Source organism: candidate division WOR-3 bacterium, assembly GCA_039802205.1.
Lineage (GTDB): Bacteria > Hydrothermota > Tepidihabitantia > SM23-42 > JAOAFX01 > JAOAFX01.
Genome location: JBDRWD010000002.1, coordinates 94,512 through 111,945 on the forward strand (window position 1 = coordinate 94,512; position 17,434 = coordinate 111,945).

Here is a 17,434-nt window from a genome sequence, read left to right on the forward strand (position 1 = left end):
AGAAATATGATACTGGTGTTTGTTATCTTTGTCTCCGGTGCCCAGCTCCACACTGCATTTTACACCTACCAGAAATTAGGAGTCTATGGGATAAACGACCTGTATCTCAATTACCGCTTTTCACGATATGCCATCAATTTGAACTTTGAAAAAAGAACGACAGAATGCGGGTTCAAAAGTTTTAATTGCCAATTAGATTCTATTATCCGCGATTTCCGAATGACAGCTGGTGAACGCTACTGGTATATAAATGGGCCCCTGGGCACCATTCTACCAATCTGGGGATTTTCGCTGTCCGGGAAAGAGATGGATTTCATAGTAGGCAAAACTAAAGACCCGACCGCCTCTTTACCTCCCACCTTCACCCAGAATAATTACACTTTAGGATTCAAATATACGAAATACCTCCACCCCGGTCTTCCATGGGAATTAATCTTTTCAAGAAAGAGTGATGCTTCGGGACCAATCCACACCAATAATTACTTAGGCACAAATGTAAAAATCAAACTTTTGCCCAGAGTGAACATAAACACACAGTGGGCAACAAATCTGAGCGAAGCCGGAATAGGTAATGCCTGGACCTTAAGTGCTGATTTTAACGGACAGCGCTATGGTGCTGGTGGTTTGTTTAGAAAAGTATTCAACAATTTTGTCACACCTACCAATCATTTATCTTTGCCAGGAGACTGGCTCCAGTTGAACAGTTATTTTAACCCAAGAAATTACCTATCTCTCAACCAGAATTTTTCCTATTGTAGTTTCGCGGATCTGACGGGAAGTTTTGGTTTTAGTATCAACAGATCTCCCCTTCCTGAATTAGGATATGGCATCGGTTTTGCATTCAAAAGCAAAATTGTCACCCAGTATCTCCATTCGGGTTTTCGTTATAAAGGTATCTCCATATCCGGCGATTATTATTGGTCGGCAAAAGAGAATCGCTTAGGGTTGAAGATAACCAAAGACTTCAAAAAACTCCAGTGTTGGTCACAACTGGAGATAAAAGATTCAAAAGTTTATCAATTCGGAAGTTCTTTTTTCCTGTCACCTAATATTAAAATCAAAACCCTCTTGGGCATTCTTAACCAGAATGGTTTTACAAAAACCAATACCGGGTTAGAATTGACATTGAAATTTTTACAAAGTCTTAATCTAAATGCTACCTATGAGTTGATAAATTATGACCACAAAAAAGACCATAGTGTCGCTGTAAATCTCACTAATACCTTCATCTTTGAACAAATGGGCTTTAGTTTTATTTCTGGGCGGGTATTCATGGATTTGAATAACAATGGATTCTTTGACGCCACCGATGTCCCCATGCCCGAGATGGAAATCTTCCTTGATGGAAAACAGTCAACCCGCACGGATGAAAACGGGAATTATCGATTTTCGTTCGTGCCCAGAGGAGAACACACAGTGGGGATCAACCTCGGCTGTATTCCTGCCGAGATGGGCACCCAGAAAAAAGGAGAAAAAATAAATACACAGTTATTTTCACGCCCACGTGTGGACTTCGCCCTGGGAAAACTCGGTCTTATTGAGGGCATAATCTTTTATGATGATAACAAAAATAGTAGTTTTGATGAGGGAGAGAAAGGGCTCCCTAATGTTGTTTTGGGATTGAATGGTTTCTTAACCACATCTGATAAAGATGGCAGGTTTAGATTTGCCAATCTACCTCCCGGGACTTATGTCTTAGAAATAAAAGTTCTACCTCCGGAGACCTTTTTAGCCAGCAGCGATTTGATATATATCTATATCAAACCCGGTCAAGAATTTAAGGATTTCTATATCCCAGTTTTAAAAAAAGAACGTGAAACCGAAAAAAAGTTTTTTGAAGAACCTCAAATCCTCAAATATCCCAAACCGAGTAAAGCCATGAGCGAAAAAAAGGACCAGGAAATGAGGACGGCTGAGATTGAAAGACTTTTTAAAACCGGTGTGGAACATTTCGTCCAGCAGCGGTATGATGAAGCATTAAAAATTTTTGAGCAGGTCTTGAGGCTTGACCCTAAACACAAACGGGCACAGGAATACAAAAGAAGGACAATCGCCCGTTTGGAAATACTAAAAAAAGAATAAACCAGTAAAAAACTCCGCTTAGATTGTCTATCTAAACAACATCTGTCTACATTTACACCACCATTTTAATTAAAAAATCCTCAAATTTCGTGAGTTTTCAGGCACAAAATTTGCATTTTACTGATATGGAAGGCACGTATGAACCGATTAGTGGCTATCATTATAATCCTTTCCTCTTTACTGCTTGGAGAAACTCCAAATCTTAATTCAATGCATCGCCAGATTGGGACCAAAGAGATTAGGGCTTCCTGTCAGGTAAAAATTATAATCCCTGGGAAAAAGGAGATTGATAATGCCGGAGAATGTGACTCGTTAAAGATAAAAAAAGATTCGCTTTTAAAATCCACTCCCCGCCAAAGGCGGTAGAAATAAAGTCAACTATCTTTGGGGTTCAATTATAATCTTTAATGAATCTCCGGCTTTTTCCACCAGTTCAAAACCTTTTTTAATTTCTCCAAGACCAAAGCGGTGGGTAATCATATCGCGCACCTCGATTTTTTTCGTCCGCAATAATTCAATCGCCTCTCTTATATCCAGTTCTACCGCCGCATAGGAAAAGATGATTTTGACCCCTTTGAAATAAAGGTCGAACAGGGGCATGGGAATGCGCACCTCAGGTGCTGTAGGTGCAAAAAGCAGTAGGGTTCCGGCACGATCCACCGCCGCGAATGCCTGATCAAAGGCGGATAGCGCCGTGGTGTTCACAATCACTACATCGGCGAGACAACCATTGTTTAAATCCTTCACCCGCTGAGGAACATCTTCCCGGGCATTAATAACCTCAGCTCCGCATTTTTGGGCAAAATCAAGCCGGTATTCATTTATGTCAGTGGCAATGACCCTTTTCACCCCTTTTGCCTTTAACAATTTTATATGGAGTATTCCGGCTATCCCAGAACCAATCACTAAGACTGTATCGTCATTTTTGATCTCTGCAAATCGCTGGCCTCTTATGACACACCCAAGAGGTTCGACAAAAGTTCCTACTTCATAAGATACTTCATCAGGTAATAAAAATGTCCCAAATTTCACATTTATTTCTGGAACACGAAGATACTCTGCAAATCCACCGGGGTCAAAATTTGTCTTCTTGAGCGTCTCACAGACCGTATGATAACCTTTTTTGCAATATTTACACTCATTGCAAGGAACATGATGGGAAACGAATACCCGATCTCCTTTTTTAAAATTCTTCACATTCCCACCCACCGCCACGATCTCACCCGCAATCTCATGACCCAAGACCCGCGGTGCGGTCTTTATTCGATACCACTCCATCACATCACTCCCACATATACCACTGGCAATGACCTTGACCAGAAGCTCATTATTGCCAATGGTGGGAACCGGTCTTTGTTCAATCCTTATATCGCGGTTATTGTAATAAACTGCCACCCGCATTCTAAAATAGCTTTTGGGTCAAAGGCCAAAATGACAAAGGTACAAATCCTTACTTTTTTGCGCGCTTCTTTTCAAATAACTCGTATGCCTCATCTACACTCGCATTCTTGTGGACGATTGCCCGGACTGCTTGAATCATCGCCACCGGGTCTGCGGATTGGAAAATATTCCTGCCCATATCCACACCCACTGCACCTTTTTGAATTGCATTGTATGCGAGTTGGAGTGCTTCTTTTTCAGGCACCTTTTTACCTCCGGCAATCACTATCGGCACCGGACAGGTTTCCACCACCTTTTCAAAATCTTCACAATAATAGGTCTTCACAAAATGGGCACCGAGTTCAGCAGCAATCCGGCAGCAAAGGCTCAAATATTTTGCATCCCTTTCCATCTCTCTCCCCACCGCAGTTACTGCCAACACGGCGATGCCATAATCTTCGGCTTGATTCACAAGTTCGGAGAGCGCGAGGAGGGTCTCCTTCTCATGCTCAGAACCGACAAATATTGATAATGCCACGGCACAGGCGTTTAATCGGACCGCCTCTTTTATTGAAGTCGTCATCCCTTCGTTTGATAAGTCTTTGGCGAGGATGCTTGTGCCTCCGGAAACGCGTAGCACAATCGGAATATCAAAATCCGGAGGAACCGAAGTTCGCAGGACCCCACGAGTGAGCATCAATGAATCGGCAAACCGCAATAAAGGTCTAATGGTTTTTGCAGGAATTTCGAGGCCAGTCGTCGGACCAAGAAAATAGCCATGGTCCACCGCCAGCATCACGGTGCGCCCCGTGGCGGGTTTGATTATTCTTGATAGTCTATTTTTCAATCCCCAGTCCATGATTACTCCTTTTTTCTATCTTTTTTAAAAATTCAACAATCAATCTGGCAGTCCTTTCAATATCTTTCAGACATACGACCTCAACCGGCGTATGCATGTAACGGAGAGGGATACTCACAAGGGCTGTGGGAATCCCTTCACGATTAAAGGCAATGGTATCTGCATCTGTCCCGGTATAACCCGGTAAGGGCTCAATTTGATAGGGCAACTCACAGGATCGGGCAGTTTCACTGAGGAGTTGGTATAGCCGAGGTGGGATTGTGCCCCCCCGGGCAAGTACCGGTCCTTTGTTGAGCATAAAATATTCACCCTCTGTCAGACCTGGGTATTCTCCGTGGGTCACATCCAGAACCAGACAATAATCCGGGTTTAAACGATAAGAATGAATTCGGGCACCAAGACCACTAAATTCCTCCTGACTCGTTGCCACAAAATGGATCTGAACCGGAGAACCATGTTCGAAGAGTTCCTTCAGAATTAAAAGCCCGCAGGCTACACTTGTGCGATTATCAAGGGCTTTGGCGCTCCGGAAATCGTTCTGGAGATGTGTATAATGACCCGCAAAAGTTATAAAATCACCGATCCGGACAGATCTTTTTAAATTCTTTACATCCATTCCGGTATCAATGAATAGTTTATCCAAGGGTTGGACTTTGTCTCGTTCTTCCTTCTTCATAAAATGGGGTGGTTTGACACCCACCCAGCCTTTGATCCGCTTCTTTCCGTGTATCACTACCTCCTGCCCAGGCAATATCCGTTCATCACAGCCGCCAACCGATTTGAAGCGGATAAAACCATTATTTTCAATATCCGCAACAATAAAACCGATTTCATCAATATGACAGGCAAGCATCACATTGAGTGGTTTGGAACCCTTAAGATAACCATAAACACTACCATCCGGAAAAATTTTTGCTTCCTCCACCCAGGGTTTTATTTCTTCCAGCAGCGTCTTGCGCACACCACCTGTATAGCCTATACCATCACTCACGCAGAGACGTTGTAAAACTTCGTCAAGAAACTTCAAATTTTCGCTCATTTTCTCCCTCACTTTTTAGTTTATCTTCCATTTCCAGTGAGTTCTCCGCTGGTTCAATGGCTGTCCCAAAAACAAGGTTGCCGGTTTCGGATTGAATCATGGAAACAACCTTCACATCAATATTCCGATTTAAATATTTGGCACCATTTTCAACCACCACCTTTACCCCTTCAATATAGCCAATACCCTCATTTACATTCAATCCTTTTTTTATTATCCGCACCGAGATTATTCGTCCGGGGTAGAAAATAGGTGTGAGGATGCGGTAGAGTTCTTTGATATTGATGATACGGATATCCGGAAAAGATTTTGCATACAAATCAAAGGTATCCGAAGCAGTAACCACCTTTGCCTTTCTTTTTTCTGCTGTCTTCAATACACAAATCTCTTCAACCACACCATCAACATTTTTGTCCACAAACTCCAAGGTTGAGAATTTTTTAAGATTATTGATTATCTTATCGGCCTCAACGCCCACTTTACGGCGGACGATAATTCGTACCAAATAAGGTATTATCACTTTCCCCTCAAAAAATTTCTTTTCAAAAAGATTGACCACCCGACCATCAATGATACTAGATGAATCAAGGACAAACCTATCTTCTTTTTTAAAGAATAACATCAAACCTCCTTGTCTCAGTTTGTAAATACCGCCGATACCGCTTCATTGACTTCGTTAACCCCGATTGTGGTTATCTTCAAATTTTGCGGAATTTTATTCTTTGCCGGTACAATACCAGTCTTAAAGCCAAGGCGCTCCGCCTCTTTTAATCTCAGATCAATACCGAAAACCGGACGGACTTCGCCCCCAAGTCCAACTTCACCGACCACGAGGAGGTCTTTGCTTATCGGTTTATTTTTCAGCGATGAAGCAATCGCCAGGATTATACCCAGATCGCTGGAAGGTTCGGTCAGCTTCATACCGCCTGCCACATTGACAAAGCAATCAACATTATAGACATTGATCCCTACCCGGCGTTCTAATACTGCTAAAAGCATCGCCAGTCTCTTCGCATCCAGGCCCGTGGTTACCCGCTGGGGATAATTGAAGAAAGTAGGACTGGTGAGTGCCTGGACTTCCACCAGGAAGGGCCTCGAACCTTCAATGATAGAAATTATTACTGCACCCGGTGCTACAATGTCGGAGATAAAGATGTGCGAGGGATTTGTAACTTCTTTTAGACCCTGACTTGTCATTTCAAAAACCCCCAGTTCATTCGTTGCTCCAAATCGATTCTTTATTGCCCGGATAATCCGATACTGCCCTTCTTTATCTCCTTCAAAATACAAAACCGTATCAACGATATGTTCCAGGGTCTTGGGACCGGCAATGACACCGAATTTTGTAACATGTCCGATGATGACCGTGGCAGTATTATGGAGTTTAGCAAATCTCATGATATCACTACCGCACTCCCGAACTTGAGCAACACTTCCAGGTGCGGATAAAATTTCAGATTTGTAAATCGTTTGTATTGAATCAATAACCATCAAATCAGGCTTTAGTTCTTCGGCAACTGCAAGAATCGTATTCAACTCTGTCTCCGCAAGAATCTTGATATTGCTGGAATCAATGCCGAGGCGTGTAGCACGCAGGCGAATTTGGGCAGGCGACTCCTCGCCGCTCACATAGAAAACAACACCATTGTTCTTACCAATGTAATCAGAAATCTGAAGCATCAGGGTGGATTTTCCAATGCCTGGATCGCCACCCAAAAGGATTAAGGAACCTGGTACAATTCCTCCTCCGAGTACCCGGTCCATTTCCGAAATTCCGACGCTCTTACGTTGATATTCCTCACTGGGGACCTCAACAAGGTTGAGCGGACGGGTCTTTTTTATCGTCTTCGGCGCCTTTTCTACGATCTCTTCCACCATTGTATTGTATGCTCCACAGTTTGGACACCGCCCAAGCCATTTCAAAGAAATTGCACCGCACTCCTGACAGACGAATTGGTTTTTCATATTCTTTATCAGAAGACCTTTATCTCCAGGTATTTTTTAGGATTCGCCTTGATGTCTTCAATCAAGGATTTGAGCGCTTGATTAGTCTCTCTTATCTCCTGGTATAATTCATCGGATTCTACCAGCCGGGCAAAGGTGCCATCTTTTTTGAGCAACGCATTTAAGGAATCAAGTAAAAGGTTCATTTTCAATGCCGCCAATTCCAATTGGTCCTTCGGATCCTTTAATAAATCTTTCAGTTCCTTTATATTTCTCTCCAGCATGGCGGTGAATTTATCTCCGAGATTCCCCAAATCCGGCAGTTTAATATTACTAAAGAGATTGCTCAAACTATCAAGTTTTGCCGCCACCAGTTCAATATCAAACGAGGCATTATAACCGCTGTAGTATTCAGGAACTCTCCCACTCTTTCCCGGAACAATTTTTATGTAGCGGTCCGAACCCAGATAGTTGACAAGTCGGATAGAAATCCTGGAGTCATCATAAAGCACAACATCAGGTTCCATAGCCAGAATTACCAGCACCCGGTCGCCTTCCAGCCTTAGCGATTTCACCTTTCCTTTTTCAATACCATAGATGATTACTGGATCACCTGGGCGCACCCAGGTGACATCATCAAAATAGACCTTTATCTCTTTGGTGTGATGTAAGGAAATCTTTCCCGAAAGCAAGATATAAAAAACAATAAAAAGCATCACCCCAATGAAGATATAAATTCCCACCAAGGTTCTTTTTATCTGTCTATCCATACATTCCTTTCTCAATCTTTTCCAGTCTTCTAATCTGCCCATCCTTTAACATATATATCACATCTCCAACGATCTGGGCAGTCTCAAGATCATGGGTAACAACGATGCCGCTTTTCTGGAAATTTTTTTTCAAACCCACAATCAAGTTCACAATCCGATCCCGCATCATCGGATCCAGACCGGTCGTCGGCTCATCGTAGAAAAGATAGCGAGGCTCAAGGGCTAAAGCCCGGGCAATCGCAACGAGCCGCTTCATACCACCGGAGAGTGCCCGGGGATACAGTTTTTCCCGGCCTGGCAGTCCTACGATCTCCAACAGATTCTTTACCTTTTCCTTTGCTGCCTTTTCCGAGATTGGTGTATGTTCAAGCAAGGGCAGGGCAATATTTTCGTAAACATTCAACGAATCAAATAACGCACTACTTTGGAAGACAAAACCGACACTCTTTCTTATCTGATACAATTCTTCGGTGTCAGCAGTAAAAACATTCTTTCCTTCAAAATAAACCTCTCCCCCATCAACCGATATCAAAGCCAGGATAGCCTTCAAAAGGACAGTCTTGCCTGTGCCTGAGGGACCGAGCACAACGACGAGTTTACCATCCTCAACACAAAAGCTCACATCCTTAAGCACATAATGACCGTCAAACTGTTTGGTCAAGTTTCTTATCTCAATCATTAACCAAAAACAATCAAGGCGACGATGAAATCCAAGATAAGAATGAGCACGCAGGCGGTTACCACCGCATAGGTGGTTGCAATTCCCACCTCGCGAGCCCCACCCTTTACCTTAAAACCGAAATAGCAACCCGCAACGGAAATAGCGAACGAGAATAACAACGACTTTAATAGCCCCCCAAAAAGATCTCGATGATAGAAATTGCGCACGATTCCATAATTGTAAACGCTCAGTGGAACATTTAAAAAAACATGGGCATAAACACCGCCGGTGTATATTGCCACAAATTCAGAAAAGACCGTGAGAATGGGGAGTGAAATGAGAGTGCCGATTATTCGTGGAAAGCCCAAGAACTGGTAAGGATTAATCGCCATTGATTCCAAGGCGTCAATCTGTTCGGTAACCCGCATGGTGCCGATCTCTGCAGCCATTGCCGATGCGCATCGGCCGCTGACAATAAGCGCGGTGAGAATAGGACCGAGTTCAATAAGCACCATCCGGCACACAACCGCGCCTAAAAAATATCTTGGCAACAAACCGAGCAACTGGTAGGAAAGTTGGACCGTGGTCACCAAACCAAGAAATGCGGAAATAAGCACGATGATGGGCAAAGAACCAATCCCAACATGATCGATCTGTTCTAAAATTCGGGTGCGATGTCGGCGTAAATTCCAACGAAAGACGAAACTGCGCAAAAAGAAATTGCAGAACTCGGCGATATTCTCAAAAAGGTTCATATTCTTCGTCCATTATCAGCGACTCTGGTGCTAAATTTGTAAACCGGGTAAATTCTTTTTGAAAACCAAGTTGAATCCTGCCAGTGGGTCCATTCCGCTGTTTGGCAACATCAATCTCCGCTTTGCCTTTGGCTTCTTCGTCGTCAGGAAAGTAGTATTCATGGCGATAGAGGAGTATTACCATATCTGCATCCTGCTCCAAGGCACCGCTTTCGCGTAAATCTGCCAGCCTGGGCCGATGGTCCTCTTTCCGATGCTCGGGCATCCGCGAAAGCTGGGAAACAACCACCAACGGCACATCCAGTTCTTTTGCCAGGGCCTTTAGGGCACGCGAAATTTCAGATATCTCCTGCTGTCTTGATACTGGTTGTTTTATTCCCGGTGTTCCTGCAATCATCTGGAGATAATCCACTATAACCAACTGGATATCGTGGTCCACCTTCAATCGCCGGGCTTTGGTTTTCAATTCCAACATGGTCAGTGCCGCGGTATCATCAATAAATATAGGTGCCCGGTCTAAATTACCCGCGGCGGTAGCCAGATTGACCCAATCCTGATCTGTGAGGATATTGCTCCGGAGATTACGGAGATTCACCCGCGCCTCACTGCATAACATCCGTTGGGCGACGCTTTCCGCAGACATTTCCAGGGAAAAGATCGCTACCGGCACATTGTTTTTTATAGCGGCATGAGCCGCGATATTCAAAGCAAAGGCAGTCTTACCCATGCTCGGTCTGCCAGCGATTATTATGAAATCTCCTTTTTGGAAACCCGAAGTCAATTCGTCCAGTTTATAAAATCCCGTTTCAATACCAGTGATAAGCCGTCTGCTCCCCCTGCGGCGTTCTGCAGTCTCAAGGATTTGACTTATGAAGACCTTTATCGGCATCGGTTCCTTGCGTAGACCCTTTTCCTTGATTTGAAAGATGAGGTTTTGCGCTGTATCCACCATCTCGGCTGCGGTGTGGGCATCTTCAAAAGCATCCTTGAGAATATCCATCGCCGATTTTATCAAATTGCGCTTTATCGCCTTGTCGAGAACGACGCGCGCATGATGTTCCACATTGGCTGTCGTGATCACGCCCGCCACGATATTCGATAAATAATCCGCTCCACCAATCTCTTCCAATATCTTATTTTTTCTTAACCAGTCAGTGACCGTGACCAGATCCGGAGTGACATTGTGATTGTAGAGATCAACAATAGCACGAAAAATCTTCTGATTCGCAGGAGAATAAAAATGTTCTTCGCGCAAAATCTCAAGAATTTTTGCCACTGCTGTCTCATCCAGCAAGGCAGAACCAAGGACCGATTCCTCTGCCTCTAAGGAGTGGGGTGGCACTTTTTTTTCGTCCAACATCTTTATGTTATCAAATCAAGAATATAATTTGCCAGTTCCCATTTGGTCATCGGACCCGGCTCAATATGCTTCCCATTTTTATCCAAGATTAGAGCCTCGGTGGTAGTCTTGCCGATGACCGAGACTGGATTCGCGACGATGTAATCCAGCCCTTTTTCTTTTAACTTCTCACCAGCCCTTTTCACATTGTCTTTATCCTCTACCGAAAATCCAATGAATATTCTATCTTTTTTATACGGGCAGAGTGCCTTTAAAATATCCACATTCCTTTCAAGATTCAAAGTTAAATTTTGCGCATGAATTTTACTCTCATTTCTTTGAATTGGTTTGTAATCACCCACCGCCGCATTCATTATCAACACCTCGGACCATTCAATATGCTCTTTTAAAATTTCAAACATCTCTGCTGCAGTGCGCACCCGAAAAATCCCCGATTCGTCCGGCACCGGGATATTCGCCTGACCCATGATCAACCGCATCTCTCCATCCCGACACAAGCCAGCTTCATAAAGCTCCATCGCCATGGTCCCGGAAGCACGATTAGTTATCACCCGCACTGAATCAATATCTTCCTCGGTCCTTCCTCCGGAAATCAGTATTTTCCTGCCATTGAGCGAACGATAATTGCCCACACAAACTAAAATTTTTTTATAAATCCGAGAAACCGCGGGAAACCGACCCTTGCCTATCTTACCTGAAGCCAGCGGACCGGTTTCAGGTTTGAGGATATGAAAGCCATTAGCTATTAACTTTCGTATATTCTCCTGAACAATTTTATTATTCCACATTCCAGAATCCATTGCTGGCACAAAAAGAACGGGCTTCTGAAAAGAGATGATGGTGGTAGAAAGCAAATCGTCACCAATCCCGCTCGCCGCCTTGCCTATTACATTAGCCGTAGCTGGAGCAATGACCAGAATATCCGCCCATTCATTAAGGGCAATATGTTTTATGCCTTTAGTGAGCACAAACTGGTCTATGTAGACTTCGTTTTCCGAAAGAGTCTGGCAGGAAAGGGGCGTAACGAAATTCAATGCTGATTTGGTGAGGATTACACGAACCTCGTGTCCCTCACGTCTCAAGTGTCTTATAAGTTCTAAGGCTTTGTAACCAGCGATAGAACCGGTTATCCCTAAGACTACTTTCAATCTTTGTATTTTATCTTCCCAGCGGATAATTTAATCAACGCCTCTTTTATGGGATTTAAGTTCTTATCAATCAACCCCTGCGATTGGTCGTCCTTAACCTTACGCGCATAAAGAGCCCCTACATTGATCGCCAGATATTTGTTATTTTTATAATGCTCCCAGATTTTTTCGATCGGAAAAATCATAAACCTCCTTTTGTCCCAGAAAATGTAATTTTCGCTTTAAAAAAAGCTATTTCTTAGCGATATATTATATCAAAATCCCCATTAAATGTCAAGCCAGGCAAAAATCCTTCTTATAGATTAACTGCTCAGTAATCGATCCCTTTTCGGGCTCTTATACCCTTTTGAAAATAGTGCTTCACCTCAACGATCTCACTTATCAGGTCTGCATGGGTCCCCAGTATCTCTGGCATATACCTTCCAGTGATAATTAGCTCAGTTTTCTTAGGTATTTTTTTAATAAGCTCAAGTACTTCTTTAATAGAGATTAAACCATAATCCAGCGCCACATTCAATTCATCAAGGATGATGATATCATATTTCCTGCTCTTTATTGCCTCTTTTGCTCTTTCCAATCCCTTTTTAGCGAGTTCAATGTCAATCTTTGCTGGATGGTCACGATCTACAAAATCCGGCCGGCCGTATTGTTCGATCTCAAAATTTTTTAAAAATCTTGCTGCCTTCAATTCACCATAGTTAATTCTGCCCTTCATAAATTGGATCATGAGAACTCTCCTGCCGTGACCTAAAGCACGCAATGCCAAACCCAAGGCTGCTGTTGTTTTGCCCTTTCCGTTTCCAGTGTAGATCTGAATCATAGGTCTTCCTTTAATAAAATCGGGCTGACAGGCAATTCATAATGCCAGCAAATTCAAACCGGTCTCCGCATCTCTCTGACGCACCAACTTTTTTACCAACGGAAATACAATTATCTCCAGTGTCCCGGGAACATAACCTGAAAAGAGATGACCACCAAAGGCGTTGAACTTCTTGCCGGTAATTGTAACATGGATATGGATGACTACCTCCTTTTCAAAATAGGAAATATTGCCCAAGAAACTCGTGAACTCATATTCACCTGGAAATTGTTTTTCAATGTAGGACTTTTTATGGGCATCAAAAAAACCAAGTCTTAGATTCTCACCCACCCCCAAACCATAGAGAAAGGCACCTTTCAGTCTTGTCTTTTGGGCAAAATCCTTCAGACTTTGAACTATCTCAGCACCTTTGGGGAGTCTTAACACATAATAACCCCGCTGTTTTTTATAATACATGATCACTCCTTTTTAAAAGCCCATTCACCCTAAGTCATAATGACGCCTTATTCTCCTTTATTATCCGGCAATCTCCAGCCAGAACCTTCTCAATTCTTCCTTCTGAAAGTGACAGAACCAAAGCGCCATTACCCGCAATATCGATTACCTTTCCGGATATTGTTCCCGCGGGAGTCTCAATTATCACTTTTTTTCCGAACATAATTGTATAGTGTCGCCATTTTTGGATAATTTCGCCAGTCTCTCCCTTTTGTAACAGTTGATACAACTTTTCTATCTCCCGAAAAAGATCGTTAACCACCATCATCTTATCAAGTTTCTTCCGTGTCTCAAGGAATATTGAACTGGCAGTATTTTGCAACTCCTCGGGAAATTCAGCGATATTCAAATTTATCCCCAAACCCATGATTATTGCGAGATCTACCATCTCCACGAGGATTCCAGCAACTTTTTTATCGTTCAAGAGCAAATCGTTAGGCCATTTTATACCGAGGAGGATATCGTAGTTATTGTAAAATGTCTCACATATTGCCACACTGGCAAGAATAGGAATCATAAGTGGTTTATCCGTGAACAGGATGATTGACATATAAATCCCACCTTCTGGAGAATACCATGTGCGTTCGAGTCTACCTTTACCAGCAGTCTGCGTATCCGCAAGAATGACCGTGCCGTCTTTCGCTTCACCGATGATTTTTTTGGCGAATTCGTTGGTGGAATCTATCTCATCAAAGTAGTAAAGTTTAGAACCGATACTCACAAAATTTTAGTGGTGAGGGGTTAAACCAAAATCACAATCAATCTGTTTTCTTAAAGATCATCACGACCACCGTCTTATCATTCCCGCCCATGCTCGAAAGCATTCCGAAAGGTCGCCGTGTATCGATCGTAACCTGACAGTCACCCGCCTTACCCAAAAGCTGATGGACTATATCCACTGCCTGACGCACACCAGTCGCTCCGGTAGGATGACCATAGCCGATAAGTCCGCCAGTCGTATTGGTGGGAATGATACCATTAGCTCGCGTTTTTCCTTCCCGGACAAAATCTGCACCTTCACCATATCCGGCAAATCCTGCGGCTTCGATCGCCATGATGCCGGCAATGGTAAAACAATCATGAACTTCCAATACACTCAAATCTGCAGGCTTTATCCCGGCACGTTCATAAGCCCTTTGTGCTGCAATCTCACAGGTCGTCAATTTGGTCAAATCCGGGGGCGGAGTCGTGATGTTATCCTGAACCTGGGCAAAAGCCACAACTTCTACCGCGTCCTTTTTTTCCACTCCAATCTTTTTTAACCCTTCCTCAGAGGCAAAAATCAAAGCACTAGCACCATCAGAAACCTTGGAGCAGTCATAGACATTCAGGTATTCACAGAAAGTTTTCGGATCAGGCTTAGCCATGGCGGTGTTGAATAAATCCGGATTGGTATTATGATATTCCTGGGCTTTGGGATTCTTACGCGCATTCTCAATCGCATTCACATACCATTGGGCCATCGCTTCCCTTGTCTTCTGTTCACCAAATTTTTTCATATACGCACCTGCACGTTCAGAAAATTTATCGGGAAAGAAATAAGCATGACCATCCTTTCTTTCTCCCGCATACCAGCCAGCTGCAGCCAGATAGTCCGCACCATAGAGGGCTTTAACCGTGTTCTGCACCTCAACCCCAATGCACAATACTACATCGGCTAAATCCGAGAGAATAGTCTTAACTGCAGTGACGAGTGCCAGTCCACCCGAATCACAGGCGCCCTCTACTCGAATACAGGGCTTATACTGAAATGTCGGATGGACATAGGGGAAGAATCCACCCAAATTTCCCTGCCGGCAAAAACGGGCAGCAATAAAATTGCCGATGACTCCTTCGTCGATGTGCTCAGGATGTCTGATCTGTTCAATAGCACCTAACCCCGCCTCTTTGATATAATGCTCAATTCCGGGACGGGGTTTCTTGGGATGGAACTCTTTCCGTCCGGATCCCAGTGCGACCGTATTATAACCGGCACAGGCATAGATCTTTTTTCTTAAAAAAGCCATAGCAACTCCTTTTCAATAAGTAACAAAAAGGCACCTTCCTGTGGAAATCAATAAAATGAACAGGAGGGTGCTTGCTCCAGCTACAATACCTTCTTGAACCACTGAGAGTATAAAACGAATGGACATTTTATACCAAATCATTTATCGGTCCGTATAACCAGTAAAACCCATTGGTCAGCACCGCATTGACATCGGCGGCGGAATTTGCTACATTCTGTTTTACCAGATTCTCGGCAATCTCTTTCGTACGATTTAAATATTTTAAGGCGAGTTCTGCACCCAGGGTATTCATTTGTTTTAAAGCCGCAAAGTGTTTTCGCAGTTTTTCATCTCTGTTTTTATCCGTGAGTAATGCCTTCCAGGGTGTGAATCCCTCCGGCAGGTCGCCGAGTGCTTTGTCCAGTTTCTTTCTCCATTCATCGGTAATCATAAAATATTCACCTTTTTTCAAATCGTAAATTCCTACCGGACGATTTTTATCGTATTTCAAAAATCCGTCTTTCTGGGAACCATCTGGATACTGACCACCCTTTATGCCCATTTTTATCATCTTATCAATTAACTTATGTCTTAAGGAACCATCGCGGAGATGGGTGCGCATTACCTTTAGAATGCACTGAAAGACATCAATGCCCACATAATCAATCAACTGGAATATTCCCATTGGCCGCAATAGAAAATCCTGACTCACCCGGTTCATTATATAAATTGCTCCGGGTAGCTTATATTTTCCTTTTAACTTCAGAACTTCATCCAAAGCAAAAAGCCCATCACGCATAAAATGACCATTGCCAATAAAACCAGAGATATCATTCGCCGGCACCAAGGTCTTGCGGAGGCGTTGCCCCAGTTCTTGTGCGATTGCACTCAGTTCAGAGCGTGTATTTCGGGATTTTATGACCTCCACGAGTCTCTGGACAACCGGTGGATTATAAAAATGATAACCGATGAGCCGTCCGTCCAACCCTGCTTTCTCGTCCAGATAACCGATCGGAATACTTGAAGTATTGGTCAAAAAGAAAGCCTCTTTTGAAACGAGTTTCTTCAGTTGCTTAAAAGTCTTTATCTTCACCTTCTCATCTTCAATAATTGCCTCAAATATCAAATGGCTATTCCGGGCCATATATAAATCGGTGCCAAAATTCAAAAGTTTCATCCCATCATTGACATAAGCCTCCACAATCTCTGCATTTTCCACGAGGTCGGAACGATCCCTGTAACGTGCACGGAGGGCAACGATAGTCTTTTCCGCAGTCCGCTGAAACTGATCTTTAAGATAATCACGCAAGCCTTCAAGACCTTTTACACTCACATCAATGAGATTGAGTTGATATATTTTGTCGGGATTTTCTAGTTTTAAGCGCAACATCTCCTGGGAGAGCAATGCCGCAATCCCACTACCCATCTTGCCCGCGGCACCGATTACCGCCACATTCTGAAGTCTCTCGTCAAGATTCATCAAAACCTCCCTTTTAAAAATAAAGCATATGCTCTCTTAACCGGTTATATCTATCAAGATTTTATGATCCACCCAGAACGAATAATTCCCAACGCACAATTTTAATGAAATTAAGGAAAAAGTCAAGTTGTGGTGTTTTATGGTAAAAGATTTTTATCGCAGAATAATGAATTTTTGTATTCTACTCCAACCCTTCCCATTTAGCTGGAGAAAATATACTCCGTCTGGCAATCTCCGACCCCGGGCATCAGTTCCATCCCAGAAAAATTCGATGGAGAAAGTACCAGAATCATAAATCCATTGACGTCTCAATTCTCCACGGACATCATAAACATTAAGACTAATCAAATCCTCAGGAGAGGAAGTTCTGTACTTAATCACACCGTGTTCTGAAAACAGGTTGGGGAAAATACCAAACTCTACCCCATCCGGTCCAGCAACAGGTCTGGTCTCGCTCACTCCTACCCCTACCTGTGTGCGGGCAAGCATAGAATAATCACCCCAGCCCCAGGTAGTATTATATCCCCGCACATAATAATAATATTCACCCACTGGATGATTCGTAAATGTATATGTTGTATCGGTTATGTTATTCGCAATCACAGTAACATTATTGAACAAACAAACCGGCCGAATATCATCAACATAAAAACCAC

Annotated in this window: 19 protein-coding genes; 2 read left to right on the forward strand and 17 right to left on the reverse strand. The window is 43.3% G+C overall.

The window, feature by feature from the left end:
* The first annotated feature begins 6 nt into the window (after nt 1-6).
* Both ABIL39_00915 and ABIL39_00920 read left to right on the forward strand, forming a co-directional pair.
* The gene (locus ABIL39_00915) at nt 7-2,082 is read left to right on the forward strand and encodes an SdrD B-like domain-containing protein (GenBank protein ID MEO0164685.1); all 2,076 of its coding nucleotides are present in this window, start codon (nt 7-9) and stop codon (nt 2,080-2,082) included.
* A 138-nt stretch (nt 2,083-2,220) separates the two neighbouring features.
* Nucleotides 2,221-2,448, forward strand: coding sequence for a hypothetical protein (locus ABIL39_00920; protein MEO0164686.1), 228 nt, complete (start codon nt 2,221-2,223; stop codon nt 2,446-2,448).
* 12 nt (nt 2,449-2,460) lie between these two features.
* Here the strand turns inward: ABIL39_00920 and ABIL39_00925 are convergent, their stop codons facing one another.
* The 17 genes from ABIL39_00925 to ABIL39_01005 all read right to left on the reverse strand — a co-directional run.
* Nucleotides 2,461-3,483, reverse strand: a complete 1,023-nt coding sequence (locus ABIL39_00925; protein ID MEO0164687.1) for an alcohol dehydrogenase catalytic domain-containing protein — start codon at nt 3,481-3,483, stop codon at nt 2,461-2,463.
* 49 nt (nt 3,484-3,532) lie between these two features.
* Nucleotides 3,533-4,321 (reverse strand): 3-hydroxy-5-phosphonooxypentane-2,4-dione thiolase, encoded by a 789-nt coding sequence (gene lsrF, locus ABIL39_00930; GenBank protein ID MEO0164688.1) that lies wholly within the window; start codon nt 4,319-4,321, stop codon nt 3,533-3,535.
* A complete protein-coding gene (locus ABIL39_00935; protein ID MEO0164689.1) occupies nt 4,299-5,360 on the reverse strand; it encodes a M20/M25/M40 family metallo-hydrolase in 1,062 nt (353 codons plus the stop codon). Before ABIL39_00935 ends, lsrF begins: the two co-directional genes overlap by 23 nt.
* Complete coding sequence (locus tag ABIL39_00940) at nt 5,335-5,982, reverse strand: hypothetical protein (protein MEO0164690.1); 648 nt, start codon at nt 5,980-5,982, stop codon at nt 5,335-5,337. Before ABIL39_00940 ends, ABIL39_00935 begins: the two co-directional genes overlap by 26 nt.
* Nucleotides 5,983-5,996: 14 nt before the next feature.
* Nucleotides 5,997-7,325, reverse strand: coding sequence for a DNA repair protein RadA (gene radA / locus ABIL39_00945; protein ID MEO0164691.1), 1,329 nt, complete (start codon nt 7,323-7,325; stop codon nt 5,997-5,999).
* Nucleotides 7,326-7,333: 8 nt separating this feature from the next.
* Nucleotides 7,334-8,116 (reverse strand): MlaD family protein, encoded by a 783-nt coding sequence (locus ABIL39_00950; GenBank protein ID MEO0164692.1) that lies wholly within the window; start codon nt 8,114-8,116, stop codon nt 7,334-7,336.
* On the reverse strand, nt 8,067-8,753 hold the full coding sequence (locus ABIL39_00955; GenBank protein MEO0164693.1) for an ATP-binding cassette domain-containing protein: 687 nt from the start codon (nt 8,751-8,753) through the stop codon (nt 8,067-8,069). The genes ABIL39_00950 and ABIL39_00955 overlap by 50 nt, the downstream gene beginning before the upstream one ends.
* Nucleotides 8,753-9,490, reverse strand: coding sequence for an ABC transporter permease (locus tag ABIL39_00960; GenBank protein MEO0164694.1), 738 nt, complete (start codon nt 9,488-9,490; stop codon nt 8,753-8,755). Before ABIL39_00960 ends, ABIL39_00955 begins: the two co-directional genes overlap by 1 nt.
* A complete protein-coding gene (dnaB, locus tag ABIL39_00965) occupies nt 9,477-10,850 on the reverse strand; it encodes a replicative DNA helicase (GenBank protein MEO0164695.1) in 1,374 nt (457 codons plus the stop codon). Before dnaB ends, ABIL39_00960 begins: the two co-directional genes overlap by 14 nt.
* 2 nt (nt 10,851-10,852) lie before the next feature.
* Entirely contained in the window at nt 10,853-11,998 is a 1,146-nt protein-coding gene (gene coaBC / locus ABIL39_00970; GenBank protein MEO0164696.1) for a bifunctional phosphopantothenoylcysteine decarboxylase/phosphopantothenate--cysteine ligase CoaBC, read from the reverse strand.
* Nucleotides 11,995-12,183 carry a hypothetical protein gene (locus ABIL39_00975; GenBank protein MEO0164697.1) on the reverse strand — a complete coding sequence of 63 codons (189 nt, stop codon included), beginning with the start codon at nt 12,181-12,183 and terminating at the stop codon, nt 11,995-11,997. Before ABIL39_00975 ends, coaBC begins: the two co-directional genes overlap by 4 nt.
* 125 nt (nt 12,184-12,308) lie before the next feature.
* Nucleotides 12,309-12,818, reverse strand: a complete 510-nt coding sequence (gene cobO / locus ABIL39_00980) for a cob(I)yrinic acid a,c-diamide adenosyltransferase (protein MEO0164698.1) — start codon at nt 12,816-12,818, stop codon at nt 12,309-12,311.
* Nucleotides 12,819-12,854: 36 nt separating this feature from the next.
* Nucleotides 12,855-13,274 carry a PPC domain-containing DNA-binding protein gene (locus ABIL39_00985; GenBank protein ID MEO0164699.1) on the reverse strand — a complete coding sequence of 140 codons (420 nt, stop codon included), beginning with the start codon at nt 13,272-13,274 and terminating at the stop codon, nt 12,855-12,857.
* Between the two features lie 34 nt (nt 13,275-13,308).
* The gene (locus tag ABIL39_00990; GenBank protein ID MEO0164700.1) at nt 13,309-14,034 is read right to left on the reverse strand and encodes a biotin--[acetyl-CoA-carboxylase] ligase; all 726 of its coding nucleotides are present in this window, start codon (nt 14,032-14,034) and stop codon (nt 13,309-13,311) included.
* Nucleotides 14,035-14,071: 37 nt separating this feature from the next.
* On the reverse strand, nt 14,072-15,319 hold the full coding sequence (locus ABIL39_00995; protein ID MEO0164701.1) for a 3-ketoacyl-CoA thiolase: 1,248 nt from the start codon (nt 15,317-15,319) through the stop codon (nt 14,072-14,074).
* 127 nt (nt 15,320-15,446) lie between these two features.
* On the reverse strand, nt 15,447-16,778 hold the full coding sequence (locus ABIL39_01000) for a 3-hydroxyacyl-CoA dehydrogenase family protein (GenBank protein ID MEO0164702.1): 1,332 nt from the start codon (nt 16,776-16,778) through the stop codon (nt 15,447-15,449).
* A gap of 153 nt (nt 16,779-16,931) precedes the next feature.
* Nucleotides 16,932-17,434 (reverse strand): FlgD immunoglobulin-like domain containing protein (locus ABIL39_01005; GenBank protein ID MEO0164703.1); only part of this gene is annotated, 503 nt, incomplete at its 5' end.

Excerpts from the sequence above, each read along its gene's own strand:
- ABIL39_00915 (MEO0164685.1), top strand. The coding sequence starts at position 7 with ATGATACTGGTGTTTGTTATCTTTGTCTCCGGTGCCCAGCTCCACACT.
- ABIL39_00920 (MEO0164686.1), top strand. The coding sequence starts at position 2,221 with ATGAACCGATTAGTGGCTATCATTATAATCCTTTCCTCTTTACTGCTT.
- ABIL39_00925 (MEO0164687.1), bottom strand. The coding sequence starts at position 3,483 with ATGCGGGTGGCAGTTTATTACAATAACCGCGATATAAGGATTGAACAA.
- lsrF (MEO0164688.1), bottom strand. The coding sequence starts at position 4,321 with ATGGACTGGGGATTGAAAAATAGACTATCAAGAATAATCAAACCCGCC.
- ABIL39_00935 (MEO0164689.1), bottom strand. The coding sequence starts at position 5,360 with ATGAGCGAAAATTTGAAGTTTCTTGACGAAGTTTTACAACGTCTCTGC.
- ABIL39_00940 (MEO0164690.1), bottom strand. The coding sequence starts at position 5,982 with ATGTTATTCTTTAAAAAAGAAGATAGGTTTGTCCTTGATTCATCTAGT.
- radA (MEO0164691.1), bottom strand. The coding sequence starts at position 7,325 with ATGAAAAACCAATTCGTCTGTCAGGAGTGCGGTGCAATTTCTTTGAAA.
- ABIL39_00950 (MEO0164692.1), bottom strand. The coding sequence starts at position 8,116 with ATGGGCAGATTAGAAGACTGGAAAAGATTGAGAAAGGAATGTATGGAT.
- ABIL39_00955 (MEO0164693.1), bottom strand. The coding sequence starts at position 8,753 with ATGATTGAGATAAGAAACTTGACCAAACAGTTTGACGGTCATTATGTG.
- ABIL39_00960 (MEO0164694.1), bottom strand. The coding sequence starts at position 9,490 with ATGAACCTTTTTGAGAATATCGCCGAGTTCTGCAATTTCTTTTTGCGC.
- dnaB (MEO0164695.1), bottom strand. The coding sequence starts at position 10,850 with ATGTTGGACGAAAAAAAAGTGCCACCCCACTCCTTAGAGGCAGAGGAA.
- ABIL39_00975 (MEO0164697.1), bottom strand. The coding sequence starts at position 12,183 with ATGATTTTTCCGATCGAAAAAATCTGGGAGCATTATAAAAATAACAAA.
- cobO (MEO0164698.1), bottom strand. The coding sequence starts at position 12,818 with ATGATTCAGATCTACACTGGAAACGGAAAGGGCAAAACAACAGCAGCC.
- ABIL39_00985 (MEO0164699.1), bottom strand. The coding sequence starts at position 13,274 with ATGTATTATAAAAAACAGCGGGGTTATTATGTGTTAAGACTCCCCAAA.
- ABIL39_00995 (MEO0164701.1), bottom strand. The coding sequence starts at position 15,319 with ATGGCTTTTTTAAGAAAAAAGATCTATGCCTGTGCCGGTTATAATACG.
- ABIL39_01000 (MEO0164702.1), bottom strand. The coding sequence starts at position 16,778 with ATGAATCTTGACGAGAGACTTCAGAATGTGGCGGTAATCGGTGCCGCG.